Genomic DNA, 15690 nt, shown 5'->3' with positions numbered 1-15690 from the left:
AAAGACGGCCAGGCAGCCGCCGGTGCGGTAGGCCCCCGCCTGATCCCACACGTCGGTCTTGACCCCCAGCTTCTCCAGCTTTTCCGAGGGTAGCAGGAACATGAGGCAGGCCAGCCCCGCCGCCAGACAGGCCAGCCGCAGGGGCAGCCGCTTGCGGCTGGTGAGCCGCAGCCGGGCCTTGCGCCGCTCCGGGTGGAGGAACACCACCAGGGCGGCGGCCAGAAAGATGGCGACTCCCATCTGCCAGGTGAGGAACAGGTGGTAGTTGCCCGCCACGCTGGCGGCGGTGCCCAGGGCGGAGAAGTCCCAGGGCAGGATAGGGGTACCCCGGAAGGCGTTGACAAAGCAGTTGGCTGCGCCCCAGGACCCGGCGGCAATGTGAATGCCGATGGTGCAGGGGGCAATGCGCCCCACCAGGGCGCACAGAGTCCAGAACAGAGCGGCCACGCACAGGGCGTTGGCCACCAGAATGGGAAAGGTCAGGGCAAAGGGATTGGCCCCGTATGTAAACTGCATCAGCCACACGGCGGTAACGGGTGTGAGCAGCAAAAAGACCGCCTGCCACAGCCGGTCTTTGCGAAGGATTGTGGTAATGTGGGTCACGTTCATAGTTTGGTCTCCAGAAAAAAGGAAGATAGTGTGCAATTATAGCGCAAAAGCCCCGACTTGTCAAAGACACCTCCGCCGGACAGGAAAAATGGCCGCCTTCAGGCGGCCATCCCTATATTGGGAAGAGGGGTGAAGAGATCTGCGTTAGTGGGGAGACAGCCGGGCATCCAGCATTTTGATCAGCTCCAGGGCGCTGTCAAATGACTGGGGGCCAAGACCGTCCAGCCAGTCCACCGCACCCTGCCAGGTGGCGTTGCACCGAGTGACGATCTGGAGGCAGAACGTGGCCACTGCGCCGTGGGCGGCCTGGACGGCCTCGGAGGGCATGCCGTCCTCCAGACTTTCCGCGGCGGGTACCGGCTCGACTGGTTTGTCAGAAAAGCGTCTGCCCCGCTGGAAGGCCTGCGGGGCCTTTTGCTCGTCCAGGATGGCCTCAATCTGAAGCAGCAGACTGCCTATATCGGAAAAAGGGGCCTCCTGCTTCATCCGGCGGCCCAGGATGCGGCCGGAGAGGCAGCCTGCCTCCGCCCGGTCAATGCACACCCGCAGGGCCGCCGTTTCATAGTTAAAGGAAATCATGTCCGTTTACCTCCTGTCGGTTCAGCCGGAGACGCCCAACCGCTTGCGCATCCAGTCCGGATTGGTGGCAAAGCGCACGGCGTCCGCCGGGGCAACCTGGCCGGATTGAACCAGGTTCAGGATGCTCTGATCCAGGGTAATCATCCCCTCCCCTGCCGACTGGGCGATGGTGTTGTCCAGCTGATGGCACCGGGACTCCCGGATCATGCTGCGCACGGCGCTGTTGACCTTCATGATCTCAAAGGCGGGAACCTGCCTGCCGTCCAGGGTGGGCAGCAGACGCTGGGAGACCACCCCTTCCAGCACCATAGCCAGCTGCATTCGGATCTGATCCTGCTGCTGGGGCGGGAAGGAATCCAGAATGCGGTCGATGGTGTTGGAGGCGCCGATGGTGTGCAGGGTGGAAATGACCAGATGCCCGGTCTCAGCGGCGGTGACGGCGGCCCGGATGGTCTTTGTATCCCGCATCTCCCCCACCAGAATGATGTCGGGCGCCTCCCGCAGAGCGGCCCGGAGGGCGGCGTCATAGGAGCGGGTGTCGGTGTTGAGTTCCCGCTGGGTGACCACGCTCTGGCGGTGCTGGTGGAGATACTCGATGGGGTCCTCGATGGTGATGACGTGGGCGTTGCGGGTGGAGTTGATCTCGTCCACAATACAGGCCAGGGTGGTGGTCTTGCCGCTGCCTGCCGGGCCGGTATACAGCACCAGGCCCCGGTTATAGGCCGCAAAGGACATGACCCCGTCGGGAATGCCCAGGGCCTTGCGGTCGGGCAGCTGGAAGGAGACCACCCGGATCACCAGGCCCAGGGAACCGCGCTGTTTCAGGGCGTTTACCCGAAAGCGGCACAGGCCGGGCAGGGCGAAGGAGAAGTCGTCGTCCCCCTCCTCCAGCAGCCGGGTCATATCCCGGTCGCCGGCCATACGGTAGAGTTCCTCCGCCAGGGCGGCGGTGTCGGCGGGCAGCAGCCGCTGGCCGTCCCGCATGATAACTCCGTTGATCTTATAGGATACGGGAAGCCCCGCGATGATGAGAATATCGGAGGCCTTCCGGGCCATACCGGTATGCAGGATTTGCTTGAGCATCAACCGTTTCCTCCTTCCTCACCGCTCCAGACCGGCAGATTGTCCTCCGCCGGGACGTCCGACGTGTGGGTGCGCCACTCCACAACTTCCACCCTGCCGTCCGCTTCCCGGTTCAGGCGGAGGATCAGGGACTGACGTTGGGTGATGGGTATCTCCGCCTCCAGGGATGGCTGGTCGCCGGCGGCAAAGGCGGCGTACAGCTGGGCCGCCTGGGCGTCGGCGGCGTAATAGGCCGCCACCGTCTCGGCGTTCTTTTGGGAGAGGGCCAGATCGGCCTGGGCGGTGGATACCGCCAGGGCGGCAAAAAGGGAGATGGTAAGGACCAGCAGCACGGTAATGACTGACAGAACGCCCACTCCCACAGGACTTACAAAGGAACGTTTCACGGCCCGTCCGCCTCCTCCCCGTACCCGACCCATTGGGTCTCCAGGGTATAAACCACGCTGTCCTCCCAGCGGATCTCCACACGGGCGCAGTACAGTCCCTCTCCCGCTTCCTCCACCTGGGACAGGATCTGGTATCCCTGGGGCGCCTGGGGCGGCAGTTCATCCGCCCGCAGCGCCTCCGCCGCGCTCTGGGCCAGGGCCACCGCCTGGGTGAGCCGCTGACTTTCCCTGCTCATGGCGCCCGCATGGAGGAAGAGTCCGACACATACTGCTCCGCACAACACGAACAGGGCCAGATCCAGGATCAGTTCCAGCAGGAACAGATGAGATCGCTTCATGCCGCTTCCCCCTCTTCCGGCCAGGACCGCGGGGAGACCGAAATGCTGTATTGCTGGTCCCCGGAGCGGATGGTAAACGTCAACAGCCGTCCCTCCCGCCCGATTTCCAACGCATCCAGGGGTAGGATCTGGGTGCCGTCGGCGGGGGTGAAGCTCAGATCCGTCTGGGCGTAAAGTTCCCGCAGCCAGCCGTCCCAGCAGTAGAGCAGGGTGGTGTAACCGTCCTCCTCCAGGGCCAGGGCGTCCGAATCCCCGAAACGGGTCACCGAAAGGCCGCCGGCCTCATCCCCCCGCCGCACCTGGTTGGCCAGATAGGACAGGGCCGTGCGGGGCAGGAAGGTGTCATCCGAGGAGTGGGCCGTAGCCTGATAAGCCTGTCCGGACAGCAGAGAGAGGCTGCCGGCCAGCAGCAGGTACAGGGCGCACAGCACGATGGTCAAGGCCGGCCGTACCAGCCGACCGCCCGAACGGGGTTCCATGGGCCGCCTCCTCTCAGGAACGGGGCAGCACGGTGATGTCAGGCATCAGGTTAGCTGCCACATATTGATAATCCACAAAGCAGCGGTCCTCGTCCACCGTCACTCCGTAGTAGGTCTTGAGATAATCCAGGGAGGGCGGGTAGGCGCCCTCCAGCGCATAGCACTGTACTGCCGCTCTGCGGATGGAGCGGGCGGCCAGTTCCAGGCTTTCGTTGTCCGCCCGTCCGGCCAGTGTTCCGCTGATTACCCAAAGCGCCGCCGCCAGCACTCCGCCCAGGCAGATCAGCCGCAAGGGCCGCCGGTCTCTGCTGCCCCTCATGTCTCAGCCTCCCACGGCGGACAGCATTCCCGCCAGGGGAAGCATTACCGACAGCAGCACCAGCCCGATGGACAGGCACAGAAGAACCACCAGGGCGTACTCAAAGCGGTTGAGCATGGCGTCCAGCTTCTGCTCCGCCTCAGCGGCGCAGCGGCCGGCCAACTCGTCCATAGCCTGATCGGTGGCGCCCGCCCGGCTGCCTGCCCGCAGCAGACCCAGCTGGATGGAGGAGAAAAGCCCGGTCTGGGCTACTGCCTGATAAAAGGAGACGCCGGACTGGATCTGGTTGTAGCAGGCGGCGGCCTGCCGGGCCAGACCGGCGCCTTCCAACAGACCCACAGCCCGTCCGGCGGCCTCCTCCACAGGCAGGCCGCTGGAGAGCATCAGGGCCATGGCGGCGGCAAAGTGACTGCGATCCACCGCCCGCCTCGCCCGGGTACGGGCAAAGAGCCGCCGGGCGGCCTGGCGGCCCCGGCGGGTGCGGGAGAATGCCAGGGCCAGAATGACGCCCAGCCCCAGAAGGATTGTCAGGATCCAGGCAGCGATCTGCGCGGCGTCCCCCAGATTCAGCGCGGCATGGGCTGCAGAATTAGGGGCCCCGCCCAGCTGCTCGAAGACCCGCCGAAACACGGGCAGCACCTGGGATACCAGCGTGCCGAAAAGGATCAGGATGAGCAGGGCCATCCCTGCCGGATAAGCTGCCGCCCGGCGCAGGGCCCGGGCGGTATCGGCCTGCCGGTCATAGTATCCGGCCAGGGAGAACAGCACCTGTTCCAACCGCCCGGTCCGCTCCCCCATGTCTACCATCTGCAGCAAATAGGAGGGGAAGACGCCGGCCTGTTCCATGGAGGCGGACAGGGATGCGCCCTCCGCCAGGGACTGGTGCATGGAGGTAAACAGGTCGGTAAGCTGTCCGCTGTCCTCCAGCAGCAGCTCCACCCCCTCCTCGCTGCCCACGCCGGCCCGCAGCAAAAGGGCCAGCTGCCGGCACAGGCCGGCCAGCTGGCTGTCGTCCGGCTGCGGTATGCGCTTTTTCACGGGCAACGCCCCCTTCTGGCAGGATACAAGGAAAATGAAAAGCGGGCGGCAAGCCGGCGCCTGTGGCAGGGCTGCCGGTTTGCCGCCCGTCCGGTATCAGTAGGCGAATTTTTGCTGATAATTGGCCTCGTTGGTCACATAGCTGAGGATGGAGCTGCTGTGTTTGCCGGTGGAGACAAAGGTGGGGTCCATCATAGTCCAGCTCTTGCCGTCAAAGTAGATTACTTTGTCCACCCAGCCCACGCCCTCGATATACACGTCGATCCAGGCGTGATAGATGGTGCCGGCGTAGCCCACCACCAGCTTGCAGGGGATGTTCTGGCTGCGGAGCATGGAGGCCATGACGGCGGCGTAGTCGAAGCAGATGCCCTTCTTGGTGGAGAGGGCCTGATCCACATTGGGCAGGTAGCCGCTCTGCACCGTTTTGGCCAGGTCGTAGTCGTAGGTAAAGTTGTCGGTGACGAAATAGTAGATGGTGCTGACCTTGTCCAGGTCGGAGGTTTTGCCCGCCGTCAGCTCGGCGGCCTTTTTCACCGTGTTGCAGTCGGCGGTGTAGTTGACGTACTGATTGGGGTAGAGGTAGGGCAGAAACACGTTGCGCAGGGTCAGATCCACCTGGGTGCTGAAGGCCAGGGCGTACTTGGTGCCGGTGGTGTTCTCATACACCTTGATGGAGTAGCGGCCGTTGCCCTCGGTGAGGGGGAAGGTCTCGGCCACGCCGGTGTTGTTCAGGTTATAGGTGTAGGTGACGCCGTTTTCGCCGGTGATCAGCACCTTGATCTTCACCTGCTTGCCGCCGGTGTAGCGTACCATGACATAGCCTTCGCTCAGGTTGGAGGCGTCCACCGAGGCCTTTTTGTTCTCATAGACGGTGACGCCGGTCTTGGGTTCGGCCTTGACGGGCAGGGTGGCGGGCTTCTGGTTGGCGGAGGCGTGGGTTGCCCCCAGCACGGCGGCAAAGCTGGCGCCCACAATGCACAGGGCCAGCAGGGCGGATAATACCCGGTGTTTGGCAAATGGTCTCATACGAGATATCACTCCTTTCCGGTATCGGAGGGGTAGGAGAAGTCCTGGGACAGCGGGTAGGTTTCCACCAGCTCGCCCCGCACCACCAGCCGGTGGTCGGCCACGCCGATGGGGGTGCAGGTAGTGAGGGTCACGCAGCCGTACCCCCGGTTATAGACCACGCTCCAGTCGTCGGGTTCGATGACCTGGGTGCATTCCCACTGATACTGATAGATGGTATCCCCCTCGGTGAGATAGAGGTAGTCCCCCTCGGTAAGGGTATTGATGTAGTAGAAGGGCATATTGTCGGTGATCTGTCCGCCCCGCAGGCCGTTGCGGTGTCCGGCGATGGACACGTTGGCCCCGCCCTCGGAGGGGAGCTGGGCGTAGTCGTACAGGCCCACGCCCTGGAGCAGGGTGGCGGAGTCCACGCCGTTCAGGACAGGTACATCCACATTCAGCTTGGGGATGATGAGACGCATGGAACCGCTCACATAGGCGGCCCGGGCGTCGGTGACATAGACCCCGTCCTTGGGCAGGCCGTTGTCGTCCATGGCGGGATTGCCCTCCGGCACGGTTTCATCGGTGGGGGTGGGGGAGGGCGTGTCGGGCGTGGGCGAGGGCGAGGAAGTCTGCACCGGCGGCGGGGAGACCTGGATCTGGGGCGCCTGGGGGGCGCCGCCGCCCAGCCACAGCACGGCCAGTCCCGCGCCCAGAGCCACGCAGGCCAGACACAGGAAGAGTACGCCCGCCAGAGGAATGGCGCGTTTTTTCATGGATGACAACAACTCCTAGTTGATATCCAGAGCCCGGACCTTATAGGCCAGCTCCAGACAGTTGAATCGGTGTTTGGTGCGGAAGGAGGACAGGATACGGTCCATGACCATGACCGCGTCCTCCTGGCTGGCGCCGGGCAGCATCAGCACATACTGGGCGCCGCTGAACCGGCTGACCACGTCGCCCCGGCGGAGGCTGGCGGTAATGACGGTCAGCAGCTGATCCATGGTCTGGTTCAGTACGTTGAGGGGCGGCACGCCGCCGCCGGGCTGGGAGACGGTGAGCAGGGCGATATGGATGCAGGTGCCGTTGCGGGCGGCCCGGCGGGCCTCCAGCCGGTAGACCTGCTGGAAGAAGCCGTACTCGCACACAAAGGCGCCCGACTTTCCCGCGGCCTCCTGCAGCTGGCTCTGAATGACCTCCAGATCGGTCTCCAGGCCCTTTTCCACATCCATAATCTCCCGGTAGAGATCCCGGAGGGCCTGGGAGGGGCGCACCCCCAGATTGCGGTAGAGTAGATCGGTGGCGGCCTCATACCGGCTGAGGGCGGCGGTACTCTTTCCCTGACGGAGCAGGGAGCGGATGAGCAGCACCTGCAGCTCCTCGTCCAGGGGGTCCAGCTCGCAGGCCCGGGCGCACACCTGCTCCATCTGGGGGAAGGACTGATCCTCCTCCAGCAGGGCGGCGTAGCGTTTGACCAGCTCCACATAGCGGGTGTGGTAGTGGGTGGCCAGGGAGACAACCCACAGCTGGGTACTCAGCCTGGGCAGCAGGTCGCCCTGATAGAGCTGCTCGGCCTGGCGGCAGAGTTCCCGCCGCTGTTCCCGGCCGAGGGTCTCATCCAGGGAGCGAATACACAGCCCCTCAAATTCCTCCGCGTCCACCCGGCAGGGCACTTCCGGATTCCAGGCATAACTCCCCCGCCCGGAGAGGATGGGGGATGGCCCGTCGGGGAACAGGGATTCCAGCATGGCCCTGGTGCGGTGGAGCAGGGTCTTGAGTGCGCTGGTGGGATTGGCCCGGTCCTCCTCCGGCCAGAACAGGTCGATCAGTTCACTCTGGGGTACGCTGCGGTCCCGGTGGAGGAGCAGATAGCACAGTACACTCCACAGTTTCTGAGCCCGGTTCTCATCTTGGGTCAGCGTACGCGGCCCGATTGTCAGGCGCAGACCGCCCAGCATGGATGCCTGAAGTACGGCTTCTTCAGAGCCCGTATCTGACATGTGCATGATCGGACACCTCGCTTCAAGCCGGACCTGCGTCCGGCAGACATGAAATATTTAGCTTATTATAACACAGAATTTCCTGGTACGGAAGTGTGTTTTCTCCCAATTTAGCACCTTTTACCTGTAAATTTGGTTTCAGAACTGGAAAGGGGCGCCTGGTAAACTTTGCTGATGTAACCCAAAAGTAACCAGCGGTTGCTAAACTTGCCTTATCTTATCTGAGACTACGCCCGGATCACGGGTCCGGGCCCGGCGGACGCGCCGGAGGCACCCCTCTTTTTCCCGCCCCGTTTGTGGCGGGGCGTATACCATATCATATCAATCATCACTGACAAAACACGACCAAATGTTCGGAGCGTGAAAAACGGCAAACCGGCGGAAACGCCGGGACGCAAAGCTCAGGAGGCTACCGCGGCGGACGCGCCGCTACGCCAGTCCGGCCGCCACTGACTCCATTCTCAACTTGAGAGGAGAATGAATGATGTTGGCAAAAAAAGCGAAACGGATGCTCTCTCTGCTGCTCACCCTGGTTATGATTTTGGGGATGCTCCCCACCGGCGCCTTTGCGACCGGTTCCGGGACGCAGGAAAACCCAATGCTCAATCCAGAGCAGCAGTATTTTGATGAGCTGGGCAATCCTGTGACCAAAGACGACAACTGGGCCGTCTCAATGAATAAGACGGTATCACAGGAAAATTGCGCCGAGAATGAATTCCAGATTGATCTGGAAGTAATTTCAAAAAAGAATATTGCCGAAACAAGCAATGTAAAGCCTGTGCGTGTTGTACTGGTAATGGATACCTCCTACAGCATGGGTACTCAGGCAAATGGCCGTTCATATCTGGATTACGCTAAAGATGCAGCCAATCAGTTTGTGGATCAGCTGATGGCCGAGGATATGCCCGACGGCTGCGGTGTGTCAGTTGTAGACTTCAGTGATACCGCAAAGGTAAAAGCAGTCGATTTGTTTTCCCTTACAGACCGTGAAGAGATTAAATCTAGGGCGCACAGCTTTATTGGGGGCATGTGGCAAGGCTCTGGTACGTTTACCCAAGCCGGTCTGCGAAAAGCATGGGAGATGCTAAACGCTGACCGGGCCAGACTGGATGATCCGAACGACGAAAAAGCTGACCGGCTTATTATTCTACTTAGTGATGGCCTGCCTACCCGCAGCTATCAGGCTTTGAAGGTAGTGGAAGCGGGGGATGACTTTAATTATTATCAGCCTCCTGTGGATGGCGATATGAGCAAGGCTCAGAAGTACACGCACCGGATTACCGAATTTAACAAGGGCTATACCGTAAAGTCGGAGCAGTGGTATTTCAATGATTATAAGGATAGTGTTCTTGTTTCTCAAGTCATGAAAGAAGTCGTGAGCTGGAATGTTGAGACCAGAGACGACTATACCGTAGATGGCTACACGCTGACAGAGCATATGCTGCCGACTATTTCTGAAGCTTATAACATTCGGCAGGATGGGTATGAAATTTACACTGTATACGTGGGCAATGCGGAGACCACGGATTTTATGGGTAAATTTGACTCTTATGGCAAGTATAAAGTAGTCCTCAATGGTACTTGGGTTAAAGTATCTCCCGTTATTTCTCCTGAAAATACAATAGCCTGCAGTTCGTATGTCATGGAGAGCTTGGTTAATGATCCTGCTACTCAGGCAACTTCCACTTCTGACCCGGCCCAGCTGGAGCAGATGTACAGCAGCATTTTAAATAAAATAGTCACGGATGTAAGCGTCTGGGAAGTTACCGACCCCATGAGCGACTATGTGACCTTTGAGGGCCTTATCGGGGGCGATAAGGAGAACGTACAGATTTCCGACGACGGCAGATCCTTCCTGTGGCAGGTGTGGAACGAGACCGGCGTAGAGCAGCCCGACGGCACCTATAAGTATACTCTGTCCTACAAGGTCAAGGTGGACAATATTGGTCACGCCATGACCGCCGGTCAGGCCATCTACGACACCAACGATCCCACTACCTTGACCTATTACATGGGCGAAGAGCCGCCTGCCTCTCAGGATGATGTGTTGAAAGCAACCTTCGACGTGCCCAAGGTGGGCGTGTACAGCGGCAGCTTCTCCTTCACTAAGGCGGACAAGAATAACCCCGACGCCCAGTTCGGCTACACCTCCGCCGCCCGTTCCGGTGAACTGCAGAACGTGGCCACCTTTACCCTGACCCACGCCGCCGACTGCGCCTGCGGTAAGGGCGACGGGTCCACCGTGGTCAAGACTGCCTCTACCATCAACAATACCGTAACCTTTACCGACATCCCCTCCGGCCACAGCTACACCATGACCGAGACCGTCCCCGCCGGCTATGACCAGAGCAAGGCGGAGGAGTACACCGTCACCGTGGCCTGGGGCGAAGTGTCCGTAACCGACAGCAGCGGAGCGCCTGTAAAGCTGGACGGCTTTACGATCTACAATGAGCTGGACCCCAAGGATCAGGAACTGACCGTCAACAAGAGCTGGCTGGGCGGCCAGCCTGCCGACGACGTGGTGGTCACTGTGAACGTGACCGGCACCAACCAGTCCGGCGAGACTGTGGTGGAAGAGACCATCATCCTCGACAAAGCAAGCGGCTGGACCGGCTCTGTCACCGTGCCCACCGTGGATGTGGCCACCGGCGAGACCATTACTTATGCTGTTGACGAGCAGCCTGTGGAGGGCTGGAAGCTGGTCAACAGCCAGCAGGGCGAGGGCCTGAGCTTTGCCCTGACCAACGCCCGCTCCCAGCAGGTTACCTACTCGGTGGAAAAGAACTGGGTGGGTCCCCAGGCCGACTGGAAGGACGTTACCGCCAAGTTGATGAAGAACGGCACCGAGCCGGTGGCTACCGTTACCCTGAACGGCGCCAACGACTGGAGCGCCAGCTTTGGCACCGTGGACGCTTACGACGACGCGGGCCAGCCCATCACCTACACCGTGGTGGAGGTCATTGACGGCCAGGAGGTCACCAACAATGGCACCTTTACCGTCAACGGCCACAGCTACAACGCCGCCGTGTCCAATAGCGGCGACAAGTTTACCATCACAAACACCATCGCCCAGGACGAAACCGTCTCCGTCGCCGGCACCAAGACCTGGAAGGCCGCTGCTCTGACCGGCGATGAGGACGTCAAGGCTACCTTCGAGCTGTATGCCGACGATCAGGCCACCGGCAAGACCGTGGTACTGGGCCTGAAGGACAGCAGCATCAGCTTTACCGACCTGCCCAAGTACGCCCTGAACGGCACTTCCGTGGGCGACGTGGCTTATGGCGCCGACGCCGACGGCCACACCATTGCGTACACCATCGTGGAAGTGGAGGTCACCGGCCTCACCGGCGGCGACTTCTTCACCCAGACCGACGACGGCAACAACAACTTCACCAATACCCTCACCGGCACCACTGAGGTTACCGTGACCAAGGTGTGGATGGACGACGACAACGCCGAGGGCCTGCGGCCCACCTCCATTACCTTTAAGCTGATGAACGGCGAGACCGAAGTAGATAGCGTTACCCTGAGCGCCACCCATCACGATGCGGAAGTGGGCCAGGAAGGCGAGGAGCTGGCCCCCGCTTACGACGAGTGGACGGCAGAGAATCTGACCCATACCTTTACCGATCTGCCCAAGTATGATGCCAACGGCGCGCTCATCCAGTACACCGTGGTGGAGGAGACCGTTGACAAGTACGGCAACCCCAAGTATGAGCAGGAGGGCAACAACTGGACCGTTACCAACACCCTGGAGCCCGGCGAGACCAGCATTACCGTGACCAAGGTGTGGGTGGATGCCGCCGCCAGCCACGAGGAGATCGACATTGAGATCCTGGCCAACGGCGCCCCCTCCGGCCAGTTTGCCACCCTGAACGAAGGCAACAAGTGGACTGCCGTGGTAGAGGGCCTACCCCTGCGGGACGACCAGGGCAAGCTCATTGAGTACACCCTCAGCGAGAGCAACGTACCCGAAGGCTATACCGCAACTGTGGTAAAGAACGCGGCCTATCAGTTCACTGTTTACAACGTTATCGATCAGGCTGAGACCTCCGTCACCGCCGACAAGGTTTGGGTGGAGGGCGACGAGGCCAGCCGTCCCGAGCTGACCTTCACCCTGTACGCCGACGGCGTGGATACCGGCAAGGTTATCCGCAGCAGCGACGAGGGATATGATCCCACCAACATCACCTTCAGCGGTCTGGAAAAGTATAAGTATGTGGAGCAGGACGGCCAGAAGGTGTCCTGCACCGAGATCAAGTACACCATCCAGGAGACGATGGACGGACCTCTGGCCGATCGCTACACCTCTCAGGTGAGCGTAGACCCGGAGACCGGCGTGTTCCACTTTACCAACACCTTCAGCCCCGGCTCCACCAAGGTGGAAGGTAAGAAAGTTTGGGTGGACGGCGGCAAGCAGTCCCACAGCCCCGTTACCGTGGGCGTGTTCGAAGTGGATGAACACGGTACCGTTCTGAAGGAGACTCCCGTTAAGACCACCACCACCACCGGCAGCTATGTGTTCGACGGCCTGGAGGCCTATGGCACCGACGGCAGCACCAAGCACTACGCCGTGTATGAGATGGACGGCGGCGTGCGGGTGGAGCATGGCGGCACCATCGTCATTGACGGCGAGACCTATGTGGTCAGCTACGGCACCGGTACCATTACCAACACCCTGGAGCAGGAGCTGATCTCCATCCCGGTAACCAAGGTATGGCAGGGTCCCGCGGTGGAAGAAGTTACCTTTACCCTGACCCGGGAGGGGGACCCCGGCTTCTCCCAGACCCTCACCCTGACTGAGGCCAACGCCCAGCCCGACGGCACCTGGAAGGGCACCTTTGAGGATCTGGAGAAGTACGACGCCGACCGCAACACCTACAAGTATACCGTCACCGAGAACGAGGTACCCGGCTACACCACCAGCCAGGTGGGCAATGTGTTCACCAACACCGTGGAGCAGGTGGAGGACGCCTCCCTGACCGTGGTCAAGGTGTGGGAGATGCTGCCCGGCAGCGATGAGCCTGCCTCCGTGCAGATCCAGCTCTATGCCGACGGCCAGCCCTACAACGGCAGCATTGAGGCCTACAAGAACCCCGTGGACATCTCCGCCGAGGGCGGCTGGACCTATACCTTTGAGAACCTGCCCCGCTACGCCTACACCACCGACGGCGACGGCGCCGTGACCTCCGTCAAGGAGATCGTGTACACCGCTCAGGAAGTGGGCGCCACCCTCAGCGGCGAGCAGTATGTGATCACCATTGATCACGACCACTTCAACGTGGACTACACCACCCGGGACGACGGTGCCTTCGTCATTACCAACGACCACATCAGCACCGATATCTTCAGCTATCAGGTGATCCGCAATTACACCACCTACATCGACGGCGTGGCTCAGCCCACCGAGACCGAGACCGGCGAAGTGGTAGTCGGTACAGAAGGCGAAGAGATCGTTGTCAACCCCGACGATTACAAGAATTATAACGGAAATGGCTACGACTTCCTGGACGGCACCATCGACGGCGTCAAGCCCGAGGGCGGATTTACCTTCACCCTGGAGCAGGTAAACCACACCTATGTGGTGGTTCTCAACTACGAGCGCCGTGTCGTGACCGCCAAGTATGACGTCACCGTCAACTACTACGACCTGAACGGCAACAAGATTGGCGAGACCTATGTCAGCCCCGAGATCCTGGAGGGCGGCGACTGGGATGTGACCGACAAGCAGCTGTCCACCATCACCAAGGACGGCGTACTCTATCACTTCCATCATGCCAACGGCGATCCGCTCAAGGGCTCCAACATCGACCGGGATAAGGTCATTGACCTGTACTACGCTCCTCAGAGCCCCGACACCGTGACCATTACCGTCAACAAGGTGTGGCAGCCCGCCACTGTGGCGCCTGTGGATGTGACCGTGGATCTGTGGCGCGTGGTGGGCGACAAGGACGCCGTGGCCGGTGAGGGCGACGACGTGAAGGCCGGCAGCGTGACCATCCGCGCCGGTGAGACCTCCGCGACCCTGGAACTGCCCGCCACCAACGTGGGCGACGGCAGCAGCTACACCTACTATGCCGTGGAATCCGCGCCTGCCAGCGGCTACATCGTGTCCTACAGCCCCGAGACCATCGTACCCAAGAATGAGGACCAGCGCACCATCACCGTCACCAACCAGGTGGATCCTCAGAATGTGGAGATCACCGTGGAGAAGGTGTGGCTGCCCAACAACCCCAATGTGGAAGTTACCGTGCAGCTGTGGCAGCAGGTAGGCCAGAAGGACGCCGTACCCGGTGAGGGTGACGACGTGCTGGCCGGCACCGTGACCATCCCCGCCGGCGGCGCTTCCGGCAAGGCCACCCTGCCCACCTATGACGTGAAGACCGGCGCCAAGTGCGTTTACTACGCCGTGGAGACCAAGCCCGACAGCGGCTATGCCGTACACTATGCCCCTGCCAGCATCACCCCGGCCAATTCCAGCGAGCGTAAGATTACCGTGACCAACGTGGATCAGGGTTCCGACAGCATCACCGTCAGCAAGAGCTGGGATACCGTGGCTGGGTTTGACACCACCGCCACCCTGGTCCTGCTGCGGGATGGCACCATCGTGGAGAGCGTGGAGCTGACCGGCAACAACTCCCACAGCTTTACCGGTCTGCCTCTGCGGGATCCCAACGGCCAGGCCTACACCTACACCGTGGCCGAGTGGGGCGGCGACACCGACGGCGACAAGCAGATTGACCTGAACGAACTGGTTTATGACGGCGGTTCCGTCACTGTGGACGGCCACAAGTATGCGGTGACTATTGACGGCCTCAATGTAACCAACACCTTCGTACCCGGCACCATCGACATCTCCGGCGTGAAGAAGTGGGTGGATGGCAACGATGCCGCCGGCCTGCGGCCCGACGAGATCACCGTGGTTCTGCTGAAAAACGCGGTAGAGACCGGTAAGACCCAGACCGTCACCGGCCCCGACTGGAAGTTCAGCTTTACCAACCTGCCCGAGTACGAGAAGGTGGAGGGCGCCTGGACCCGCAATGTCTACAGCGTCACCGACAGCGTACCCGGCTACACCACCACCAACGGTGCGCCCGCCAACGGCTACACCCTGACCAATACCATTAGCCAGGGCAAGGTATCCGTGTCTGTGGAGAAGATCTGGAACGATGCCGACGCCGGCACCCGCCCCGACTCCATCTCCATCCAGCTTTACCGCAACGGCGTAGCCGTGGATGGCAAGGTAGTGACCTTCGCCAAGACCGAAGGCACCTGGGCTCAGGAACTCAAACACACCTTTACCAACCTGGATCAGTATGACGCCGACGGCGCGGCCTATGTCTACACCGTGAAGGAAGTGGACGTAGACGATGCCGGCAACCTGGTGGTAGGCGGCAAGGATACCGGTTACGACTGCACCATCAGCGCCGATACCGACAACAGCAGCAACTTCTCCTACACTGTTACCAACACCATCAACGGCGGCAGCACTTCCGTGACCGTCACCAAGTACTGGGTGGACGTGAACGCCACCGAGCAGTCCCGTCCCGACGTGACCATCGTTCTCACCGGCAGCGACGGCAGCGAGTATACCTGCCAGTTCACCGGCGCCAACGCCAATGAGACCCATACCTTTGAGAACCTGCCCCTGTACAAGGACGGCAAGCTCATCACCTACACCGCCAAAGAGACCGGCCTGGACGGCACCGCCTACACCGGCCAGCAGAAGGACTTTTCCTTCTACAACTACCTGACCGAGACGAATGATTTCACGCTGTCCGGCAGCAAGAGCTGGGTGGATAACGGCGTGGATCGTCCCGCCAGCGTGACCATCGTCCTCCAGTCCGACGCGGC

Annotated in this window: 11 protein-coding genes, 1 pseudogene and 1 riboswitch; of the genes and pseudogenes, 1 reads left to right on the top strand and 11 read right to left on the bottom strand. The window is 61.2% G+C overall.

The features are described from left to right. From Q0K43_RS06620 to Q0K43_RS06570, 11 genes and pseudogenes are all read right to left on the bottom strand, one after another. Positions 1–609: pseudogene (locus tag Q0K43_RS06620) on the bottom strand (LTA synthase family protein); the annotation flags it as partial. 144 nt (positions 610–753) lie between these two features. Then, positions 754–1188: a hypothetical protein gene (locus tag Q0K43_RS06615; protein ID WP_297289774.1), complete on the bottom strand. Its 435-nt coding sequence runs from the start codon at positions 1186–1188 to the stop codon at positions 754–756. A gap of 21 nt (positions 1189–1209) precedes the next feature. Next, positions 1210–2274, bottom strand: coding sequence for a type IV pilus twitching motility protein PilT (locus Q0K43_RS06610; RefSeq protein WP_366086140.1), 1065 nt, complete (start codon positions 2272–2274; stop codon positions 1210–1212). Further along, a complete protein-coding gene (locus Q0K43_RS06605; protein WP_297289772.1) occupies positions 2271–2657 on the bottom strand; it encodes a hypothetical protein in 387 nt (128 codons plus the stop codon). The genes Q0K43_RS06610 and Q0K43_RS06605 overlap by 4 nt, the downstream gene beginning before the upstream one ends. Beyond that, positions 2654–2995: a type IV pilus modification PilV family protein gene (locus tag Q0K43_RS06600; RefSeq protein ID WP_297289771.1), complete on the bottom strand. Its 342-nt coding sequence runs from the start codon at positions 2993–2995 to the stop codon at positions 2654–2656. The genes Q0K43_RS06605 and Q0K43_RS06600 overlap by 4 nt, the downstream gene beginning before the upstream one ends. After that, positions 2992–3474 (bottom strand): DUF4860 domain-containing protein, encoded by a 483-nt coding sequence (locus Q0K43_RS06595; RefSeq protein ID WP_297289770.1) that lies wholly within the window; start codon positions 3472–3474, stop codon positions 2992–2994. Before Q0K43_RS06595 ends, Q0K43_RS06600 begins: the two co-directional genes overlap by 4 nt. Positions 3475–3487: 13 nt before the next feature. Continuing rightward, on the bottom strand, positions 3488–3793 hold the full coding sequence (locus Q0K43_RS06590) for a hypothetical protein (RefSeq protein WP_297289769.1): 306 nt from the start codon (positions 3791–3793) through the stop codon (positions 3488–3490). A gap of 3 nt (positions 3794–3796) precedes the next feature. After that, a complete protein-coding gene (locus tag Q0K43_RS06585; RefSeq protein WP_297289768.1) occupies positions 3797–4831 on the bottom strand; it encodes a type II secretion system F family protein in 1035 nt (344 codons plus the stop codon). 96 nt (positions 4832–4927) lie between these two features. Next, positions 4928–5857 carry a transglutaminase-like domain-containing protein gene (locus tag Q0K43_RS06580; protein WP_297289767.1) on the bottom strand — a complete coding sequence of 310 codons (930 nt, stop codon included), beginning with the start codon at positions 5855–5857 and terminating at the stop codon, positions 4928–4930. Positions 5858–5865: 8 nt separating this feature from the next. Then, a complete protein-coding gene (locus tag Q0K43_RS06575; protein ID WP_297289766.1) occupies positions 5866–6612 on the bottom strand; it encodes a sortase in 747 nt (248 codons plus the stop codon). A gap of 15 nt (positions 6613–6627) precedes the next feature. Next, on the bottom strand, positions 6628–7842 hold the full coding sequence (locus Q0K43_RS06570) for a BTAD domain-containing putative transcriptional regulator (protein ID WP_297289765.1): 1215 nt from the start codon (positions 7840–7842) through the stop codon (positions 6628–6630). Positions 7843–8195: 353 nt separating this feature from the next. Then, positions 8196–8287: riboswitch (cyclic di-GMP riboswitch) on the top strand. Between the two features lie 33 nt (positions 8288–8320). Between Q0K43_RS06570 and Q0K43_RS06565 the strand changes: the two genes are divergently transcribed. Continuing rightward, positions 8321–15690, top strand: a 7370-nt coding sequence (locus Q0K43_RS06565) for a Cna B-type domain-containing protein (protein WP_297289764.1), incomplete at its 3' end; no start/stop codon positions are given.

It is taken from the genome of uncultured Flavonifractor sp. (genome assembly GCF_944383115.1).
Taxonomy (GTDB): Bacteria; Bacillota; Clostridia; order Oscillospirales; family Oscillospiraceae; genus Flavonifractor.
Note: the sequence above shows the minus strand (reverse complement) of the source record. Positions and strands in the feature narration are given on the sequence as shown.

Bases quoted from the DNA above. Each gene is read 5' to 3' on its own strand.
- Q0K43_RS06595 (WP_297289770.1), bottom strand. From the start codon at position 3,474: ATGGAACCCCGTTCGGGCGGTCGGCTGGTACGGCCGGCCTTGACCATC.
- Q0K43_RS06570 (WP_297289765.1), bottom strand. From the start codon at position 7,842: ATGCACATGTCAGATACGGGCTCTGAAGAAGCCGTACTTCAGGCATCC.
- Q0K43_RS06580 (WP_297289767.1), bottom strand. From the start codon at position 5,857: ATGAGACCATTTGCCAAACACCGGGTATTATCCGCCCTGCTGGCCCTG.
- Q0K43_RS06590 (WP_297289769.1), bottom strand. From the start codon at position 3,793: ATGAGGGGCAGCAGAGACCGGCGGCCCTTGCGGCTGATCTGCCTGGGC.
- Q0K43_RS06615 (WP_297289774.1), bottom strand. From the start codon at position 1,188: ATGATTTCCTTTAACTATGAAACGGCGGCCCTGCGGGTGTGCATTGAC.
- Q0K43_RS06575 (WP_297289766.1), bottom strand. From the start codon at position 6,612: ATGAAAAAACGCGCCATTCCTCTGGCGGGCGTACTCTTCCTGTGTCTG.
- Q0K43_RS06600 (WP_297289771.1), bottom strand. From the start codon at position 2,995: ATGAAGCGATCTCATCTGTTCCTGCTGGAACTGATCCTGGATCTGGCC.